Source organism: Shewanella sp. GutCb, from assembly GCF_002836135.1.
GTDB lineage: Bacteria > Pseudomonadota > Gammaproteobacteria > Enterobacterales > Shewanellaceae > Shewanella.
Window position 1 is genome coordinate 123650 of sequence record NZ_PJBL01000020.1, and the last position, 18868, is coordinate 142517.

Consider the following 18868-nt stretch of genomic DNA (forward strand, 5'->3'; position numbering starts at 1 on the left):
AATTTAACTTTGTTTTGTTTAGTTATGCCTAACTTAAAATGAAAAGTTAGGCGGTTTGCGCTTCCCGACGCTTCCCAATACATCTAAACTTAGTGGGTAGATAGTAAAAACCTACAATTCCTAAGTCAACTATGAAGTGTAACAGTTTTTTATCGCAATAATCAGATCTGCCTTTTATCTTAGTATTAATATATTTACTTTGCTTTGTTTTGGCATAAACACCTTGATAAACAAGTAGGTTTAGGGGAATAAATGAACAATACTTTTAGTCATAAAGATGTTGAATTGCTCGCTAAGAAAACCTTATATAAAGGTTTCTTCAAAATGGAAGAGTATCGCTTTAAACATCGGCTGTTTGACGGCGGTTGGAGTGGTGAGGTCACAAGAGAGGTGTTTGAAAGAGGACATGCTGTCGTTGTGTTACCCTACGACCCGATTAAAGATAAAGTGGTGCTGATTGAGCAGATCCGCATACCAGTGCTCGGCAGCGCTAAATCGCCTTGGTTGTTTGAATTAGTCGCCGGGATGATTGATCCGGGTCAAACATCTGAAAATGTTGCCATTAAAGAGCTTAAAGAGGAAACCGGTCTTGACGCGTTGAGTGTTACTAAGCTAAATCAGTATTTTTCAAGCCCAGGTGGTACAAGCGAGCGCTTTGACTTTTATTGGGCTGCAGTGGATTCATCAAATGCGGGTGGAAACTACGGTTTACCTGAGGAGCATGAAGACATAAAAGTCCATGTAGTGGACAGAGAATTAGCTTACAAAATGTTAACAGATGGACTGATAGATAATGCCTCCACCGTCATTGGCCTGCAATGGCTGCAATTGAACTATCGAGATTTGATTAAACGCAATAGTGAAAAATGATCATTGTTGCTCGGCTTAAAAGATCCTTGGAACTATATCGTGTCAAAAGTCACATACGTCCGCAAGAACAAGTACCAGCCCAATATCAGTCAGTTTTTGGCTGTCTGTGCTCGCAACTATATGCATATTCAGCGTTGGCTTACACAAGAGCCTTGCGAAGGTCAGCATTGGCAAGTTGCTGGTGAGTTTGGTCGGCTGGATGTTCGGCTGTTGGAAAATACTAAATATACTCAACTGGTCGAAATTTCAAGGTGTGCAGGCGATCATGCATTAGTGTCAAGGCCCAAAGTATCAGTTCGCGTTTATCATGATGCTAAATTAGCAGAAGTGTTAACTAGTCAACAGATTTACCAATTACGTCCAGTGTATGATTATCCAAATATGTATATGCATCATCGTGATGAAAAGTATCAAGTGAATGCGTTTCTTGAAGAGTTATTGAAGATAGATAACTTAACTAAATTTATTTGTTAATCTGGTATTTAGGTAATTACTTTGCTAAAAGAGGCAATCTCTTATTCAATTTCTGAGTCAGGCAGTGTGAGAATGGTGCAAGTCACTGACCCTCATCTTTTTGCTGATCCTGAAGCCCAGTTACTAGGTTTGAACACTTCCCATAGCTTGAATGCAGTATTGAATACCATTGCTGCTGTTGATTACCCGGCACACTTTATGTTGGCGACAGGGGATATCAGTCAAGACTATTCAAACCAGTCTTACCATAATTTTGTCGATGCTATTACCCCGTTAAACTTGCCTTGTCATTACTTGCCTGGGAATCATGATGACCCCCGTATTATGAATCTGCATATGCAGGGTGAGAAAGTATATGGGCAAAAAAGGATACTGGCAGGTAATTGGCAAATTATTATGCTGGATTCTACGGTTAGAGGCAGGCCCGGTGGGCATATGTCGGATGACGAGTTAAGTCTCATTGATAATGCCATTAAAGCTGAACCTAACCGCTACACCCTGCTGGTGATGCATCACAATCCTGTTCTTGCGGGTTGTGCTTGGTTAGATCAACACTGTATGGACAACGGCAGCGACTTTATTGAGCAGGTCTCGCGTTACCGACAAGTCAAAGGGCTACTTTGGGGACATATCCACCAAAGTATTGATACTATTCATCTAGGGCCACATGGGCCAGTCAAGTTAATGGCCACGCCGTCGACTTGTATTCAATTTAAACCTAAGTCTCCCTATTTTGCATTAGATGCACTTCAACCGGGTTACCGTTTGCTGGAGCTTAAGTCTGATGGTAGCATCCTAACTAACGTGTATCGGGTACCAGGCGAAAACTTTTCACCTGACAATGAAGCTGGCGGTTATTAAGTAAGATATAACACCGCAGCGTGAGGAACTATGCTGCTTTATATTCATGGATTTAATAGCTCTCCGCTTTCAGACAAAGGACTTGTGACCGCAAGTTTTATTAAGCAACATTATCCCGAATTAGACTTTTATCAACCACAGTTGCCTAGTGAGCCACTAGAGGCGATGGCGTTATTGATTCAAATAGTAGAAAAAGCCAAAGCTGCAAATAAGCCGGTGAGCTATATAGGCTCTTCATTAGGAGGCTATTTTGCCAGTTATTTGGCTGAAAACTACGGTGGGCGCGCAGTTTTGATTAATCCTGCGGTAAAACCCTTCGAACTGTTTGATGAATTCATCGGCACTCAGTACAATCCCTATACAAATGAAACCTATCAGGTTTCAACTAAACATAAACAGGATATTGCTGAGTTCGATACTGCAGCTATTATGAATCCTGATCGCTTTTATGTACTGTTACAAACAGGCGATGAAGTACTCGACTATAAACAGGCCGTACAGAAATATCATTGTTGTAAACTGTTAATAGAACCAGACGGCGAACATCGCTTTATAGGCTATGAAAAGCAGCTTGCTTCCATTTGTGAATACCTGTTTTCTTGACAAATAGACCCGTAGGGCCGCAACATGGCCTGAATAACAAAAAAATATGTGTGCCATGACAAATCAATACACCTCAGATGCTATTGAAGTCCTAAACGGACTTGACCCTGTAAAACGTCGCCCGGGTATGTATACCGATACTTCGCGCCCGAACCATTTAGGACAGGAAGTCATAGATAATAGTGTCGACGAAGCTCTCGCTGGGCACGCAAGTCGAATCGACGTTATCTTACATACTGACAACTCACTTGAAGTCACTGATGACGGCCGCGGCATGCCTGTGGATATTCATCCTGAAGAGGGGATCCCCGGCGTTGAGTTGATCCTCACTAAGCTGCATGCTGGTGGAAAGTTTTCTAATAAAAACTACCAATTTTCCGGTGGTCTACATGGGGTGGGTATTTCGGTTGTTAACGCCCTGTCTAACCGAGTTGAAATCACCGTAAGACGAAATGCTGAAGTCTATGATATGGCTTTTGAGCACGGTGAAAAAGTGGAAGATCTACGTGTCACTGGCACCTGTGGTCAACGAAATACCGGTACTCGAGTCCATTTTTGGCCAGATATAAGCTATTTTGACTCAGGCAACTTCTCAGTGAGCAAGCTCAGTTATTTGCTTAAAGCTAAGGCTGTATTGTGTCCTGGTTTGAGAATTAAGTTTGTAAACAAGCAGGCTAATGAAACACAAGAGTGGTTCTATGAAAGCGGCTTAGAAGATTATTTAAAGTCGTCAATTGCTGGTGCCCCTACGTTGCCAGAAGACCCATTTGTAGGGAGTTTTAAAGGTAATATTGAAGCCGCTGATTGGGCTATCACTTGGTTACCTGAAGGTGGCGATTACTTAAATGAAAGTTACGTAAACCTTATTCCAACACCGTTAGGTGGTACGCACGTCAATGGTTTTAGGCAAGGTTTGCTCGAGTCCATGCGTGAGTTTTGTGAATTTAGAAACTTAATGCCACGTGGTATCAAGTTAACTCCTGAAGATATCTGGGATCGTTGCACCTTTATCTTGTCTATCAAGATGCAAGACCCACAATTTTCAGGGCAGACCAAAGAGAAGTTATCGAGCCGACAATGTGCAGCTTTTGTATCAGGGATTGTACGCGATGCATTTAGCCTGTGGTTGAACACCAATACAGAACAAGCTGAAGCCTTGGCTGATATGTGCATTAATAATGCACAGAAACGTTTAAAAGCAGCAAAGAAAGTTGCGCGAAAGCGTATTACCTCTGGCCCAGCATTACCTGGGAAACTGACCGATTGCAGTGGTCAAGACCCAATGCGTGGCGAACTGTTCTTGGTGGAAGGTGACTCTGCAGGGGGGAGTGCTAAGCAAGCGCGTGATCGTGAATTTCAAGCAATTATGCCGTTGCGAGGTAAAATCCTCAATACTTGGGAAGTCGATGCATCGCAAGTGCTGGCATCACAAGAGGTTCATGATATCTCGGTTGCCATTGGTTGTGATCCCGACAGCACTGATATTTCTGAATTAAGGTACGGTAAAATCTGTATTTTAGCGGATGCTGACTCCGATGGATTGCATATTGCGACCTTGTTGTGTGCGCTATTTATGAAGCATTACCGTGTCCTGGTGGAGCAAGGACACATTTATGTGGCTATGCCACCTTTGTTCCGTATCGATATTGGCAAAGAAGTGTTCTATGCACTCGATGATTCAGAGAGAGACGGTATTATTGACCGCATCGCAGCTGAAAAACGCAAAGGGAAAGTCCAAGTAACACGATTTAAAGGACTAGGTGAAATGAATCCACTGCAGCTGCGTGAGACCACAATGGATCCCAATACGCGTCGATTGGTTCAACTGACCATTGACGATGTTGATGACACATTAGCACTGATGGATATGCTGCTTGCTAAAAAACGTTCTGGCGACCGAAAAATTTGGCTGGAGACAAAGGGTGATTTAGCGCAGATCTAGATAGATCGCTTACCTCAACAGAGCACTAAACTAAAAGAAGAATAATGACGTTTAAAAATCACCCCAAACAAATATGTGTCGGCCTGTCCGCAATATTGATTCAGCTTATTTGTAGCGCAACGAGTATAGCCGCGGAGCCTGTGATGATCACAGTCTCTAAAGGCTTTGGTTTAACACTGTTCGCTTCCGATTTGGGCGATGCGAAACAGCTGGCCTTAGGGAGCAATGGCACACTGTTTGTTGGCTCCTACAAAGAAGGAACCATAACCGCGCTCGTGGATGCAGACCAAGATGGTAGAGTAGACAAGCGTTATATCATTGCTAAAGGGCTGCATTACCCCGAAGCGATTGCTTTTCATGATGGTGCTTTATATGTGGCTGAAGATGAACGGATCTTAAGATTTGTTGATATTGAATCACGGCTAAGGCGTCCGGGCCGAGCGAAAGAAATTTATGATCGTTTACCTGGTAACACCCAAAAAAGCAAACGTGCCATGCATTTTGGCCCTGATGGCAGGCTTTACATCGCGATTGGTGCACCCTGTAATGTGTGTGAGCCTGAAGCACCGTTTGGTAGCATTATTGCTATCGACGTCAACACTGGCGAAAGCGAGCAAATTGTGAGTGGTGTTCGTCGAGTTGCGGCTTTTGACTGGTCTGTTGAAGATAAAGAGTTGTGGTTTTCAGACTTAGGTCGAGATTGGATGGGCGATAACCTACCGCCAGATGAGATTAATAAAGTTGAAACTGTAGGCAGTCATTATGGCTTTCCCTATATCCACGGAAAAGATGTTATTGAACCCGCTTATGATAAGCCTAAAAACTTAAAAGTGGTCGCTCCCCAATACGAACTACCTGCTCACGTTGGACCTAAGGGGCTGCACTTTTATCGTGGCGACCAATTTCCAGAACGTTATCAGAATCAAATGTTTGTTGCTGAAAACGGTTCGTGGAATCGCTCAAGTAAAGTTGGCTATCAAATAGTAATGCTTGAGATAAAAGATAAACAAGTCGTCAAGCGTAGCACCGTTGTTAGCTTCTTAGATGGTGAATTTCCGGTAGCCAGACCCCATTCGTTGATCACCGCACCCGATGGTGGCATGTATATTTCGGACGATTTGAAAGGTAACGTTTACCGTTTGTATTACAAAGAGACACAAAAAAATCAGTCACAGGATAATGATTAATGAGTGATGCGATAGATTTAAGCTTAGACGGCGTAGAGCAAATGCCAATGCGCCGCTTCACGGAAGAGGCCTACCTTAATTATTCCATGTACGTGATCATGGACCGTGCTCTGCCGCATATTGGTGACGGACTGAAACCGGTACAAAGGCGTATCATTTACGCGATGAGCGAGCTTGGCTTGTCCGCAACGTCAAAGCATAAGAAATCAGCTCGTACGGTCGGTGACGTGCTCGGTAAATACCATCCTCATGGTGACAGTGCATGTTACGAAGCCATGGTGCTTATGGCACAGCCGTTCTCATATCGTTATCCATTGGTCGACGGTCAAGGAAACTGGGGAGCACCCGATGATCCTAAGTCATTTGCGGCGATGCGATATACCGAAGCTAGACTGTCAAAATTTTCTGAAGTTCTGCTAAGTGAACTTGGACAAGGGACTGTTGATTGGGGCGTAAACTTTGATGGCACCATGAAAGAGCCGTTAGTTATGCCCGCGAGATTGCCTCATATCTTACTCAACGGCATTACCGGTATCGCTGTTGGTATGGCGACAGATGTGCCACCACACAATGTTAAGGAGCTTGTGGGAGCTTGTATCGAGTTACTCGATAACCCGAAAGCTGACTTGCCACGTTTGATGGAGTTTGTTCCTGGACCTGATTACCCAACAGAAGCAGAGATAATTACTCCAGCTGCTGATATTGCCAAAATATATCAGACCGGTAAAGGCTCGATTAGAGCCCGTGCTGTATACACGGTTGAAAATGGTGAGGTGGTGATTACCGCATTGCCACATCAAGCGAGTAGCGGCAAAATATTAGAGCAAATGGCAGGGCAGATGCAGGCTAAGAAGCTGCCCATGGTAACGGATTTACGTGATGAGTCTGATCACGAAAGCCCTGTTCGGATGATCATTGTGCCGCGTTCTAACCGCGTTGATTGTGATCAGATGATGGCACACCTTTTTGCAACCACGGATTTAGAGAAAAGTTATCGAGTCAATCTTAATATATTAGGTCTAAACGGACGTCCACAAGTTAAAGGTCTACTTGAAATATTAACGGAGTGGCTGGTGTTCCGTACCACAACGGTTAAGCGTCGTTTAGAATACCGTTTAGATAAAATCTTATCGAGACTGCATATTCTTGATGCCCTAATGGTTGCATTTTTGAATATAGATGAAGTCATCGAAATCATCCGTTTTCACGATGAGCCCAAAGCTGAGTTAATAACAAGATTCAATCTGTCAGATAAGCAGGCCGATGCGATTTTGGATCTGAAATTGCGCCATTTGGCTAAGTTAGAAGAGTTTAAGATCCAGTCTGAGCAAAATGAGTTAGCCGCTGAGCGTGACAAGCTGCAACTGTTGTTAAGTTCTGAGCGTCGTATGAAAACGTTAATTAAAAAAGAACTGATTAGAGATGGTGAAAATTACGGTGATGAGCGACGCTCTCCACTGGTAGAGCGCGGAGAGTCTAAAGCGCTTACGGAGCTAGAACTTGTCCCTGTAGAGTCTGTTACTGTTGTATTGTCAGCAAAAGGCTGGGTACGATGTGCCAAAGGGCACGAGGTTGATGGAAAGAGCTTGTCTTATAAAGAGGGTGATGAATATCTCTGTGCCGCTCCTGGGCGCAGTAATCAACCGAGTGTGTTTATTGATACTTCCGGTCGGTCATTCGCCACTGAAACCCATACGTTGCCGTCAGCCCGCTCTCAAGGCGAGCCAATAACCACTCGCTTTAATCTCGCACCTGGTGCAACGGTAGAGCATGTATTACTGGCAGATGAAGAGCAGTGCTATATTTTAGCCTCAGATGCCGGTTACGGATTCGTTGCGGCAAATAAAGATATGATATCGCGTAATAAAGCGGGTAAGGCTTTGTTGAGTTTACCTACCAATGCGAAGGTATTGCTGCCACAAAAAGTCGATAAATCGACAGCACAATCTATTCTAGCAATTACCAACGAAGGCAGAATGTTACTCTTCTCGTTAGATGCTTTACCGCAGCTGACCAAAGGTAAGGGTAACAAGATCATTGGTATACCGACTGAACGCGCTAAAAGCCGGGAAGAGTTGCTAACACATCTACAAGTGATCCCTGAAGGTATGTCTGTCACCTTGTGGGCCGGTAAGCGGAAACTCACCTTAAAGCCAAGTGATTTGGAGCATTACCGCGGGGAGCGTGGCCGTAGAGGAGCTAAGTTACCCCGTGGACTTCAGCGTGTTGATAGTGTTGAGTTAGGCGAAGGCTCGCCGCAAGAGTAGCGGAAACCTCTGAATGATAGACAATAAAAATGCAGCCAAATGGCTGCATTTTTTATTGATAAACTGCTTCCTAAATACTAAGCGACTTCATAACAATTGGGTTCAATATCGACTTGTCTTTGGATTATTTGAGTTGCCATCTTTGCACATTTACCACATTGGCTTGCAACGCCCAGACGCTTCTTTACATCCGCTAATGAAGCATCGCCTTGGCTAACGGCTTCTTTAATCTGGGTATCTGTAATGGCATGACAAAGGCAAACGTACATAAATAATGATCCAACAATCGAATATGCACGCAGTATAAATGAAAATGATTCTCAATGCTAATAACTAATGAGAATGGTTATCAGTCGTTTGTTAGGTTTACGGTTATTAAAAAGGTTGCAGTGGATCACAACCCAGTGGCAGCTTGCGCACTTGGTTGTGTTTTATGTTGCTTTGTCGGTTCATGACTCTTGCGCTTGTAAGACGGGTTTAATAGCCGCGTTCGAAATGAACTCGATGAGATAGCTTTTCCCCCTTTATCCACTTACGGTAGTTTTCTGAGAAGATCTCTACCACTTGCTCAGGAAAGCTTGGCGCGGCAATATGCGGCGTAATCACCACATTGTCGAGTGACCAAATAGGGTGTTCCTCAGGCAAAGGTTCTTGATTAAAGACGTCAAGGATCGCTTGTTGCTGCTGGTTTTGGATCAGCTGAATGTATAAGGAGTCTAAATCGAGTACATCGCCTCTACCGAGATTAAATAACACTACCTCTTTTTTTAACAACGATAGCGTATGTTGGTTGAGTGCTCCTCGTGTTTCAGGGGTACTGGGTAAAATACTGGCGACAGCATCAGCACGAGGCAGGTGGTGTGTTAGGTTGGCTAACGTGTCGACTTCATCGAAGCCTTTTGTCGGTTTTGCGCCACGATTAATGCCAATGACATGCATGCCGAAATGTTTAGCTGTTTGGGCTATATGCTTAGCAATGGAGCCTGTTCCTAACAGCAATAGGTTTTGCCCTTGCAACGTTTTGTAGCTACCCGGAAGCCAAATTTTTTGAGCTTGCTGATCTCTATATTTGACGTGCTCTCGCTGATACGCCAATAGATAACCAAACAGATACTCACTCATTAATGGACCAAAAATGCCACGCACATTGGTCAGCTCATAGTCTCGGCGCTGTCTCGGTTTTACGAGTGCATCCACTCCAGCAAACGTCGATTGCATCCATTTCAAATTGGTAGCATGGGGCAATATGGGGGCGGCGAGGCTGGGTTCTGCGAGCCAGATGTCGGCATTGAAAATATTTTGTGGGTTATCATCCAGAATGTGAATATTAGGCAGATGGCAAGAAGCCAAAAGCTGACGATAGCGTTCATTTTCTCTGGTAAGCAATAGTAACTTGTGTCCCATGCAGACTCCCTTTATTCTAGCTCTACATCATTAAACTTGAGGATATTAATGTCTAAATTAATTGAATTTCTTAGCTATTTAGGTTCGTTTATCTATCCTTGGCTAACAGAAGTTTCAACTGCAATTATTGCTTGTGCACTTGTTGTATTTGGTAGTGATATTAACCGCTTTTTGCGCCGCTATTTAACGGGGCGATCTTTTATTATTCGAACATTCATTTTTGTCTTAGTAAATGCATTCGGCTATGGCTTAATCATTGTGAAGTTAAGCCCGCTACTAGCGCAATATATGGCTGGAGTATCTTCACACTGGTTGTTCCTGCTTATTATCGCGATTTTCTTTGCTATAGGGGGTTGGGCTCAACGAAATAAACAAGTTTAAGCCATTAATTCTAGTGTAGATTACATTGCACTATTTTGAGAAAGAGATATTCAAACTATCAGCTATAAATTGCATGATTGGCTATTCATTGGCTCAATTCTATCCCGTTAATGTTTCGCTAATGCGGTAATGGCTTTATCTGGAAAGTTAGTAAAGATGCCATCCACTCCAAGTGCCGCCAGCATTGTTATGTCGTCGGCAAAATCCACGGTATAAACATAAACTTTAGCCCCGCGTTGGTGTGCATCATCAATCATCTCTTTGGTGACAAAACTGAGGCCTAAATGGATAGAGTAGGCGTCGAGATCGGTGACCACTTGCGCTAAATTAAGTGGCACGCCCTCAATCAGTGGCGCCACATTGGCGCAAGGAAAAGACTGTTTAAAGGCTTTTAACATCGGGTGATTAAAAGATGAGATTAACAATAAGCTTGGATCATAATTCTGCTCGTGGAGCAGACTAGCGTACAGGTTAATAAAGGCGGGCAACACCGATAGGCCTTTAAGCTCTATATTGACTTCAATATTGTGAGGCTTTAACGCGGCTAATACCTCTGTCAGCTTAGGAATCGCTTCACCAGAGACGAAGATACTTAGTAAATAATCTTTAGTTGCTTTATCGATAAGCCCCTTACCCGAGCTTTTGGCGTCAAGCCTTCTATCGTGAAAAACATAGAGTTCGCCTTCGACCAAATGAATATCCAACTCAACGGCTTTTGCTCCTAGTGCAACCGCCTTCATAAAAGCTTTGGTGGTATTTTCAGGAGCGCAGCCACTTGCGCCGCGATGAGCATATATTTTCATTAGTTGGCTTCTTGAGTCATTGAGTATTAGGTTCTTATCAAGCTTTGGACATCTTTACTCTGTCCCGTCGATAAATGAACTTCTAGCTGAGGGTAGGCGAGCTCTAAATCGTTATCGCGTAACTTCTTGCTGATCTGTTTGTGCAGTTTGTGTCTTAATGGCCAACGAGTGCCCATATCTTTTGCATAGGCTCTCACTTCAAAGTCTTGAGTATGTTGGCCAAAGCCTGCAAACCAAACTTCTGGCTCTGGCGTTAGAAGTGCATCATCACACTCTTGAACCGCTTGATAAAGGGCTGCTTCAACACGAGCAGGATCGGAGTCTCGTGCAACGGATACATAAACAATAACGCGTGTAATAGGATCTGACAGCGACCAGTTAATTAACTGCTCGGTAATAAAGGCCTTGTTGGGCACAATAATCTCTTTACGATCCCAATCAATAATTGTGGTTGCTCGGATCTGAATTTTACTTACCGTTCCGGTGAGATCTCTGATCGTCACCGTATCACCAATTCGAACTGGTTTTTCAAACAGAATGATCAAGCCAGAGATAAAATTAGCGAAGATCTCTTGTAGACCAAAACCTAAGCCGACCGATAATGCAGCGACTAGCCACTGCAGCTTAGACCACTCCATTCCGAGTGTTGAGAAACCACTTAATATACCGAAGAAGATCACCAGATAGCGGCTAACTGTCGTAAGGGCAAAACCAGTACCTTGGCTTAAATCGAGCCGTTGCAGGATGGTTAACTCAATCAAACCTGGCAGATTAGTGGCTATCATCATCGAAAAACCAACAATGATAAATGACAGTAGCAATGACTTTAAGGTTATTGGTAATTGCTGCTCAATGCCATTGAGCGTGGTATTACTAGACCATAACGTCACCCCATCTAGCAAAGAGAACAACGCAGTATGAGTTTGGGTCCACAGTCCTACAATACTGGCTAAGAATGCCAATAGTAACAATGAGCGGACTAGGCCCAGAGATTGACCTGAAATGGTCTCTAAATCGACCTCTGGTTCTTCATAGGTATCTAATTGTTCAGGAGCGTTTACTTCGCCTTTCTCACGTTGGGCGAGTACCTCCGCACGTTTAGCTTTAGCGCGTTCGAACGCAATACGTCGTCTTTCAATGAGCATCCAACGTTTGGTTAATTGATATAACAGTAAGAAACCTAAGCCTAAAATGAGTGATATCTGTAGCTGTAAAAACATTTGAAATGCAGTGTAGTAGTAGCCGAGAAAAGCTAATAACGCACAGGCAATAGGGGTCATTATCAGCAATGCCCAAAGTAGTTTTTGGATCAGTTTTCTATTTTTATCGTTCTGATGATGTTTATTGCCTCGATTAGCAATGTTTAAAATATCTTTATAGAACCAGAACAGCATTAAGCAAAAAATAATGAATGCACCGCGGCCAAGGCTATTTCTAACAAGAGAGGTGTCGATGATCTCTGCAAATGCGGCAAATCCCAAAAATGGCATAACCATAATCGTGAGTTGTTTAAATCGCTCTTGCCCTACACGAATAACATCACGTTGCGCTTTAAAGTGGTTGATTAACAGTCCTTTATCTAATGCAAGTAAATGCACAAGACGATAGAGCTGGTAAAAAGCCCCTATTGCGATAACGCCCATGCCAATAGCTGACACAAAGTTAAGACTCGAAGTATAGAAAATGGCCCCCGCTAAAATAATAGGTAATGGCTTTAATAGGCTATAGCTGACTGAGTTAACGAACACATGCCAAGTATAAATAAATTTATCTTGGGTGACATTGCCAACAAAAGGTAACTCGCGGCGCATGGCGGCTTTGAACTTAGGGGTAACAATATCCTGCGCGATTAGGCTGACGATGAATAAAATCAACCACCAAGACCATAAGCTCCCCTGTTCACTGAATGATGTTTGCAATTGCTGTAACGGCGCTTGCTGGATCATCCATTGTACACTTTGTTGTAGATCGGTAAGCCACAAACCGCCAATTCGATTAGCATTGGGCACCCAGAATAGGTGCTCGTTTAGGGTATCTCTTAACGTTAAATACTGTTGATTTAGCTGCTCATTACTCACTCTTAAATCAGCCAGTTCACTTAAGTACAGATCGTAGCTTTGTAATAACTGTTGCAATAAGAGTTCTTGAGAGACAAGCAATTTAGCGTGCAGTTGCGTTGGCTTAGGCACATTGTTGAGTTGTTGTAGACTGACGGTTTGCGCCTGTTCGATTTGATAGCGCGCTAGCCGTGCATTGGCAATGTCATTTTGGACCGGGTCTTGGCTTGGCGGCTTAGGAAGTGCTTGCAACATTTGTAAAAAACGCTCGCCAAAAGCGGAGTTTAGTTTAATCCAACTTATCTGCTGTTGGATATTGGTTAGCTGTTTAGCTTGAGCTTGGTATTGAGCTTCTGCTTGCTCTTGTTGTGTAAGCGCTTGGCTTATTTTTAAGTTGAGTGATTTTAGTGTTTCACCATAGCCTAAATTCGCATCACTAAGCGATTGGGCTATTGGGTCTGCGCCATTTGACTCAGGCAATAAACTACTTGCGATAGCAGCTTCTGTACGTTTATGCCGTTGTATCTCTCGCTCTTGATTGAGGCGTTCAATGAGTTGCTCTTGTTGCTGTAGTTGCTGTCGTACCAATTTGAGCTGCAGTTGATTGAGATCAATCTCTTTCTGGCTGCTTGCTAACATCGCCTCTAACGTTGCGACACGCTGCTTATATAATATTTCCTGGGTAGTTAGTATTTGGTTTGATAGGGTTTGATCACTCGCTATACGGTTTTTTTTATGTTTAGTGAGTGTCGCTCTTGCCTTGCTTAAAGCATCGGGGAGGCTGTCGAGTGATTTTATTAAGTTATTGATTTTATTGCTTAAGCTAACTTCTATCTCTTTTAGTTCAGATAAACGTAAGTACGCTAGCGAACCTTGTTGATTCAAGTCTTGCTTATTTGACCATGCGAGCGGCTGCAGCGCCTCTCTGATTTGATTCAGAAGATTCGATTTATGCTGATCAAAATTTTGTACCAGCGCTCTAGCGCTCTCTTCCGTGAGAGATAACTCACTTATTTTATTGTTGAGTAGCTCGAGTTGTTCTTGTGGCGTACTGCTATTACTCGAAGGACTTAAACCCAATCTTTTTTCAAGTTGAGTTGACGGGTTAGCGTTGGCTATAGTGCAAATAAAACACAGAAAAACCAATAAAAAACGATGCATGATTAGTGGCTTGCATAAATCGAAAAGGACTTACTCATAGTAGCCAAGTTATTCAGATAAATACATGGATCTATATAGTCTTTTTAATCCGTTGTGACTTATGGCTCTGTTGCGTTTCAAATACTGCAGTGGCAACGACCAATGTTCCACCAATAACGGTCTTGAGTTCAAGATCTTCACCGAGAAGAAGTAATGCCAACACCGCACCATAAAAGGGTTGCAAACACGACACTAAACCGACGGTTTTGGCGCTGAGTAATCGCAGTGCGGAGGTAAATAGCGCATGAGGGGCTGCTGTAAATACCACGCCGAGTAATACAATTAACCACCAAACATTGAGCTCAATACTGCTGACTTCAGTGGTGAACCATGGCGCAAGAAAAAGCACTGCAACCATGGTTTGATAGAACATTGCTTGTTGACCGCTATATTGTGAAAAATAGCGTTTATGTAATAGATTTCTCGCGGTGAATAGCGCAGCTGAGAGTACGCCAATGGCAATTCCGAGGGTGACATCGTTGCCAAGACTCGCCTCTGGGATAAGTAAAGCCACCCCGGTCAATACCAAAATACCACTGATGACGTCGGCAAGTTTTAGTTTGGATTTAGTGACCAATGGCTCAATGAGCACCGTCATAACGGGGTAAGTAAAGAAGGCTATCATGCCAATTGCAACTGAAGATAGTTGCATTGAGGCGAAGTAAGTTACCCAATGCAAACTAACGATAATACCCAGTCCAATAGCGACGAGATAATCCTTTGCTGCCTCGAGTGCTATTTTTTGCTTACTCAGCTTAACAATAAGTGCGAGTACCGCTGCTGCGACAACACAGCGCAGTACGGTAATATCTAACGCACTTAAAGGGATGAGTTTAGAAAACAGGGCTGTACCACCAAAAAGCAGTACCGCTAAATGCAGCTCAAGTAGCCCTGTTTTTTTATCACTTGGATTCAATGGTGTTAATTAGTCTTCAATTTTTGCAAAAGCTTGACCCATACGGGTAATGCTTGTTGGCTCTACGCCGTCAGCAAACTCGTCGAGTGCGTCTTTAGCAAATAGCATAACGACAGTGCTGCCCAGTTTGAAACGTCCCATTTCTTCACCTTTTTCAAGGGTAAGAGCCTCAGGCCCCTCAGTGGGATAATCCCAAGTAAACACGTCTTGACCTGTTGGCGGCGTAACAGTACCAGCCCATATTGTTTCAATGCTGGCCACAATCGTTGCCCCAACAAGTACCATTGCTATAGGGCCAATTTCCGTTTCGAAAATCGCCACAACACGCTCATTCCGGGCGAATAAGCCTGGAACATTTTGCGCGGTTAGCGGGTTAACTGAAAACAGTTCACCTGGTACATATGTCATTTTAGACAGAGTGCCTTTTATTGGCATATGAATGCGATGATAATCTTTAGGCGCTAGATAAATGGTAGCAAAATCACCGTCTTCAAAACGTTTTGCATCATTAGCCTGATTACCGAGTAACGCTAGAGATGAATAGTCATGGCCTTTTGCTTGAAAAATGCGTCCATCTTCAATAGGACCTAATTGACTGACTGCGCCATCCACCGGGTGGATGATGTAATCTTTGTCTTCACATAGTGGACGAATGCCAGGCTTTAATGCACGAGTAAAAAACTGATTGAAAGTTGGATAAGCTTCAGGCGCGGGCTGAGCGGCTTCACTCATATCAATTTTGTATTGCTTAATAAACCATTTAATTGCAGCCGTGGTGACAGCACCCATTTCAGCTGCGGCTAATTTACCCACAAGACGTGATACCAAATGCTTTGGCATAATATATTGCAGTGCAATTTTGACTTTATCCAATTTCAAATTCCTTTAAGTTCTATTTTTTATTCGTCTGGACCAGCTCTAAAATGACGAGCGTGTCTTTGTTCATCCAGACTGGCAATGATTTTGTGGTAGTTATAGTAGCGATCTGCGCTGATGTTACCGGCTGCTAACGCTTCGGTGATTGAGCAACCAGGATCATTGAGGTGTTTGCAGTCTCTAAACTTACACGTCCCTAGATATTCTCTGAATTCAATAAAGCATTGGCCCACTCTTTCAGCGGGTAAGTGCCATAGGGCGAATTCACGGACGCCAGGGGAGTCAATTAAGTCACCGCCGGTGGATATGTGGAGTAGCTTAGCGGTGGTCGTTGTATGCTGACCCAAACCTGAACTCTCAGATATATCACCAATGACTAACTCTGCGTCTGGCATCATGGCGTTGATCATCGATGATTTACCGACACCTGATTGGCCTACAAACACACTGACTTTTCCATTCATCAGTTGGTTTATCTGTTCGACACCTTCACCGGTTTTACTACTGACTTTATAGACCTCATAACCGACATCGCGATAGCGTTGCAGTGCAGCTTCTATTTCAGCTAGCTCTTCAGGTAAAATCAAGTCGACTTTGTTGAGTACGATAACGGGCGCAATTCCGGTATCTTCCGAGGCGACAAGATAACGATCGATAATTTGCGTGGTAAACGCAGGCTTAACAGAAGTGACGATAAGGATCTGATCGATATTAGAGGCAATAATCTTAACGCCATCGTACATATCCGGTCTAGACAGTAGTGAATGCCTTGGATGAACGGCTTCAACAATACCTTCAATTCGGCTGGCACCAGATTCACTCGTTACTGCTAAACGCACAATAACTTTGTCACCAGTGACTAAACTTTTAATATTACGGCGTATATTGCAGCGCGCTAAATGGCCTGTCTCGGTCTCAACATCCGCATGCTGACCAAAACGAGAAATAATGGTGCCTAACTGCTCAGGGCCTAAAGAGTTATCCTGTAATTCAGGAGTACTTTCGCCAGCATCGCTGTTCTGTAATTTCTTTTTTTGGTTGTTGCGCATTCTGCGTAACTGACCTTGGCTTAATGGTTTCTTTTTGCTCACGTATTACTCACGTAAATAGCCTTCAATTATAAAGGTGATTTTTTGTCGCTTAAAAAAGCAGTATGATACACCGTCTTAAACAAAAAAGCCTGAATTTAGGCTAACAAGGATTACAGGTCACTTTATGGCTATAAATGAAAACAACCTTATTTGGGTCGATCTTGAGATGACGGGGCTTGAGCCTGCAGTCGACAGAATTATTGAAATAGCGACTATAGTGACTGATAAAGAGTTGAATATTATCGCACAGGGTCCTGTGATTGCAATTTATCAAACTGATGAACAACTTGCATTGATGGATGATTGGAATCAAAAGCACCATGGCGAATCAGGACTCGTTGAACGTGTTAAAGCCAGTGAGTTTAGCGAAGAAGATGCGATTGAACAGACGATCGCATTTTTGTCGTTGTATGTTCCAGCGGGTGCTTCACCTATGTGTGGCAACAGCATTGGCCAAGATCGCCGTTTTTTAAATCGTTATATGCCAGCGCTTGAGGACTTCTTTCACTATCGAAATATAGATGTCAGTACAGTAAAAGAGCTAGTTCGACGTTGGGAGCCATCAGCAATGAAAGGCTTTACCAAGCAAAATACGCATCAAGCTTTACTCGATATTCAGGAATCTATCGCCGAATTGCAGTTTTATCGTGCGAAAGTTTTCAAAATTTAAGCAATCAGTCATTTTTTTGCAAGAAGGGGTTGCAGAGCAGTGAAATTCTCCTATAATGCGGCCTCAACTTTTCACTAAACGGCAAACTTAGTGATTAAGTAAAAAAGTTGAAATGCGACATTAGCTCAGTTGGCAAAGGTGAGAAACGAGACCTTTAATCCAGCGAGTATAGTTAAGACAGCATTTAAAGATTTACGCGACATTAGCTCAGTTGGTAGAGCGATACCTTGCCAAGGTATAGGTCATCAGTTCGAACCTGATATGTCGCTCCAAATATTTACTTATTGAATTACCAAATTCGGTAAGCAAAAAAAGATTTACGCGACATTAGCTCAGTTGCTAGAGGTGAAGAACGATACCTTTGGTTAATGTTTACAGCTAGAGTGTAATAAAAAGATTTATGCGACATTAGCTCAGTTGGTAGAGCGATACCTTGCCAAGGTATAGGTCATCAGTTCGAACCTGATATGTCGCTCCAAATATTTACTTATTGAATTACCAAATTCGGTAAGCAAAAAAGATTTACGCGACATTAGCTCAGTTGGTAGAGCGATACCTTGCCAAGGTATAGGTCATCAGTTCGAACCTGATATGTCGCTCCAATTTAAAAAGATTTACGCGACATTAGCTCAGTTGGCTCTTTATTAGAGCAAAAGGGCGATACCTTACCAAGGTATAGGTCATCGGTTAGTTTTTTCGAACCTGATATGTCGTTTCAATTTTTAAAAGATTTACGCGACATTAGCTCAGTTGGTAGAGCGATACCTTGCCAAGGTATAGGTCATCAGTTCGAACCTGATATGTCGCTCCAAATTAAAAAGATTTACGCGACATTAGCTCAGTTGACTCTTTATTAGAGCAAAAGGGCGATACCTTACCAAGGTATAGGTCATCGGTTAGTTTTTTCGAACCTGATGTGTCGTTTCAATTTTTAAAAGATTTACGCGACATTAGCTCAGTTGGTAGAGCGATACCTTGCCAAGGTATAGGTCATCAGTTCGAACCTGATATGTCGCTCCAATTTAAAAAGATTACGCGACATTAGCTCAGTTGCTAAAGGTGAAAACGATACCTTTGGTTAATGTATACAGCTAGAGTGTGATGAAAAAGATTACGCGACATTAGCTCAGTTGGTAGAGCGATACCTTGCCAAGGTATAGGTCATCAGTTCGAACCTGATATGTCGCTCCAATCTTCCTCAAGTAAAACTCCAAACTCCAAACTCCAAACTCCAAACTCCAAACTCCAAACTCCAAACTCCAAACT

The 18868-nt window shown here is 43.1% G+C and carries 16 protein-coding genes and 8 tRNA genes; 17 read left to right on the forward strand and 7 right to left on the reverse strand.

The annotated features are described in order from the left end of the window. Positions 1–252: 252 nt before the first annotated feature. Genes nudF through parC form a run of 7 tightly spaced genes read left to right on the forward strand, consistent with a single transcriptional unit; the run spans position 253 to position 8204 of the window. Entirely contained in the window at positions 253–870 is a 618-nt protein-coding gene (nudF, locus tag CXF86_RS12425) for an ADP-ribose diphosphatase (protein ID WP_101092548.1), read from the forward strand. Between the two features lie 39 nt (positions 871–909). After that, positions 910–1344, forward strand: a complete 435-nt coding sequence (locus CXF86_RS12430; RefSeq protein WP_101092619.1) for a DUF1249 domain-containing protein — start codon at positions 910–912, stop codon at positions 1342–1344. 21 nt (positions 1345–1365) lie between these two features. After that, positions 1366–2205, forward strand: coding sequence for a 3',5'-cyclic-AMP phosphodiesterase (gene cpdA / locus CXF86_RS12435; protein ID WP_101092547.1), 840 nt, complete (start codon positions 1366–1368; stop codon positions 2203–2205). Positions 2206–2235: 30 nt separating this feature from the next. Then, complete coding sequence (locus tag CXF86_RS12440) at positions 2236–2808, forward strand: YqiA/YcfP family alpha/beta fold hydrolase (RefSeq protein WP_101092546.1); 573 nt, start codon at positions 2236–2238, stop codon at positions 2806–2808. Positions 2809–2863: 55 nt separating this feature from the next. Continuing rightward, entirely contained in the window at positions 2864–4750 is a 1887-nt protein-coding gene (gene parE, locus CXF86_RS12445) for a DNA topoisomerase IV subunit B (protein WP_101092545.1), read from the forward strand. A 44-nt stretch (positions 4751–4794) separates the two neighbouring features. Further along, positions 4795–5937, forward strand: coding sequence for a PQQ-dependent sugar dehydrogenase (locus tag CXF86_RS12450; RefSeq protein ID WP_101092544.1), 1143 nt, complete (start codon positions 4795–4797; stop codon positions 5935–5937). Further along, the gene (parC, locus tag CXF86_RS12455; protein ID WP_101092543.1) at positions 5937–8204 is read left to right on the forward strand and encodes a DNA topoisomerase IV subunit A; all 2268 of its coding nucleotides are present in this window, start codon (positions 5937–5939) and stop codon (positions 8202–8204) included. The genes CXF86_RS12450 and parC overlap by 1 nt, the downstream gene beginning before the upstream one ends. Before the next feature lie 77 nt (positions 8205–8281). On the opposite strand, the gene CXF86_RS12460 is transcribed toward parC, so the two are convergent. Together CXF86_RS12460 and CXF86_RS12465 are read right to left on the reverse strand one after the other, a co-directional pair. Beyond that, on the reverse strand, positions 8282–8473 hold the full coding sequence (locus CXF86_RS12460; protein WP_101092542.1) for a bacterioferritin-associated ferredoxin: 192 nt from the start codon (positions 8471–8473) through the stop codon (positions 8282–8284). Positions 8474–8681: 208 nt separating this feature from the next. Continuing rightward, positions 8682–9608, reverse strand: a complete 927-nt coding sequence (locus CXF86_RS12465) for a D-2-hydroxyacid dehydrogenase (RefSeq protein WP_102039130.1) — start codon at positions 9606–9608, stop codon at positions 8682–8684. Between the two features lie 48 nt (positions 9609–9656). Between CXF86_RS12465 and CXF86_RS12470 the strand changes: the two genes are divergently transcribed. Then, positions 9657–9989, forward strand: a complete 333-nt coding sequence (locus CXF86_RS12470) for a DUF3392 domain-containing protein (RefSeq protein WP_102039131.1) — start codon at positions 9657–9659, stop codon at positions 9987–9989. 107 nt (positions 9990–10096) lie between these two features. Here the strand turns inward: CXF86_RS12470 and CXF86_RS12475 are convergent, their stop codons facing one another. The 5 genes from CXF86_RS12475 to rsgA all read right to left on the reverse strand — a co-directional run bounded on the left by CXF86_RS12475 (position 10097) and on the right by rsgA (position 16932). Next, positions 10097–10792, reverse strand: a complete 696-nt coding sequence (locus tag CXF86_RS12475) for a glycerophosphodiester phosphodiesterase (protein ID WP_102039132.1) — start codon at positions 10790–10792, stop codon at positions 10097–10099. A 26-nt stretch (positions 10793–10818) separates the two neighbouring features. Next, positions 10819–14010 (reverse strand): mechanosensitive ion channel domain-containing protein, encoded by a 3192-nt coding sequence (locus tag CXF86_RS12480; RefSeq protein WP_101092538.1) that lies wholly within the window; start codon positions 14008–14010, stop codon positions 10819–10821. Between the two features lie 70 nt (positions 14011–14080). Then, positions 14081–14965: a DMT family transporter gene (locus CXF86_RS12485; RefSeq protein WP_102039133.1), complete on the reverse strand. Its 885-nt coding sequence runs from the start codon at positions 14963–14965 to the stop codon at positions 14081–14083. A 9-nt stretch (positions 14966–14974) separates the two neighbouring features. Further along, positions 14975–15838 (reverse strand): archaetidylserine decarboxylase, encoded by an 864-nt coding sequence (asd, locus tag CXF86_RS12490; RefSeq protein ID WP_101092536.1) that lies wholly within the window; start codon positions 15836–15838, stop codon positions 14975–14977. Positions 15839–15864: 26 nt separating this feature from the next. After that, a complete protein-coding gene (rsgA, locus tag CXF86_RS12495) occupies positions 15865–16932 on the reverse strand; it encodes a small ribosomal subunit biogenesis GTPase RsgA (RefSeq protein WP_101092535.1) in 1068 nt (355 codons plus the stop codon). A 124-nt stretch (positions 16933–17056) separates the two neighbouring features. Between rsgA and orn the strand changes: the two genes are divergently transcribed. The 9 genes from orn (at position 17057) to CXF86_RS12530 (ending at position 18793) form a co-directional block, all read left to right on the forward strand. After that, positions 17057–17602, forward strand: coding sequence for an oligoribonuclease (gene orn / locus CXF86_RS12500; protein ID WP_102039134.1), 546 nt, complete (start codon positions 17057–17059; stop codon positions 17600–17602). A gap of 196 nt (positions 17603–17798) precedes the next feature. Next, positions 17799–17874 (forward strand) — tRNA-Gly (locus tag CXF86_RS12505). A 130-nt stretch (positions 17875–18004) separates the two neighbouring features. Further along, a tRNA-Gly gene (locus CXF86_RS12510) sits at positions 18005–18080 on the forward strand. Between the two features lie 48 nt (positions 18081–18128). Then, positions 18129–18204 (forward strand) — tRNA-Gly (locus tag CXF86_RS12515). A gap of 16 nt (positions 18205–18220) precedes the next feature. Further along, positions 18221–18317 (forward strand) — tRNA-Gly (locus CXF86_RS22745). A 20-nt stretch (positions 18318–18337) separates the two neighbouring features. After that, a tRNA-Gly gene (locus tag CXF86_RS12520) sits at positions 18338–18413 on the forward strand. Between the two features lie 16 nt (positions 18414–18429). Further along, positions 18430–18526: transfer RNA gene (locus tag CXF86_RS22750), tRNA-Gly, on the forward strand. Between the two features lie 20 nt (positions 18527–18546). Next, positions 18547–18622 (forward strand) — tRNA-Gly (locus CXF86_RS12525). A gap of 95 nt (positions 18623–18717) precedes the next feature. After that, positions 18718–18793, forward strand: a tRNA-Gly gene (locus tag CXF86_RS12530). Positions 18794–18868 lie beyond the last annotated feature (75 nt).

Bases quoted from the DNA above. Each gene is read 5' to 3' on its own strand.
- parE (WP_101092545.1), top strand. From the start codon at position 2,864: ATGACAAATCAATACACCTCAGATGCTATTGAAGTCCTAAACGGACTT.
- CXF86_RS12475 (WP_102039132.1), bottom strand. From the start codon at position 10,792: ATGAAAATATATGCTCATCGCGGCGCAAGTGGCTGCGCTCCTGAAAAT.
- CXF86_RS12465 (WP_102039130.1), bottom strand. From the start codon at position 9,608: ATGGGACACAAGTTACTATTGCTTACCAGAGAAAATGAACGCTATCGT.
- CXF86_RS12470 (WP_102039131.1), top strand. From the start codon at position 9,657: ATGTCTAAATTAATTGAATTTCTTAGCTATTTAGGTTCGTTTATCTAT.
- CXF86_RS12450 (WP_101092544.1), top strand. From the start codon at position 4,795: ATGACGTTTAAAAATCACCCCAAACAAATATGTGTCGGCCTGTCCGCA.
- CXF86_RS12480 (WP_101092538.1), bottom strand. From the start codon at position 14,010: ATGCATCGTTTTTTATTGGTTTTTCTGTGTTTTATTTGCACTATAGCC.
- CXF86_RS12440 (WP_101092546.1), top strand. From the start codon at position 2,236: ATGCTGCTTTATATTCATGGATTTAATAGCTCTCCGCTTTCAGACAAA.
- orn (WP_102039134.1), top strand. From the start codon at position 17,057: ATGGCTATAAATGAAAACAACCTTATTTGGGTCGATCTTGAGATGACG.
- parC (WP_101092543.1), top strand. From the start codon at position 5,937: ATGAGTGATGCGATAGATTTAAGCTTAGACGGCGTAGAGCAAATGCCA.
- nudF (WP_101092548.1), top strand. From the start codon at position 253: ATGAACAATACTTTTAGTCATAAAGATGTTGAATTGCTCGCTAAGAAA.
- CXF86_RS12460 (WP_101092542.1), bottom strand. From the start codon at position 8,473: ATGTACGTTTGCCTTTGTCATGCCATTACAGATACCCAGATTAAAGAA.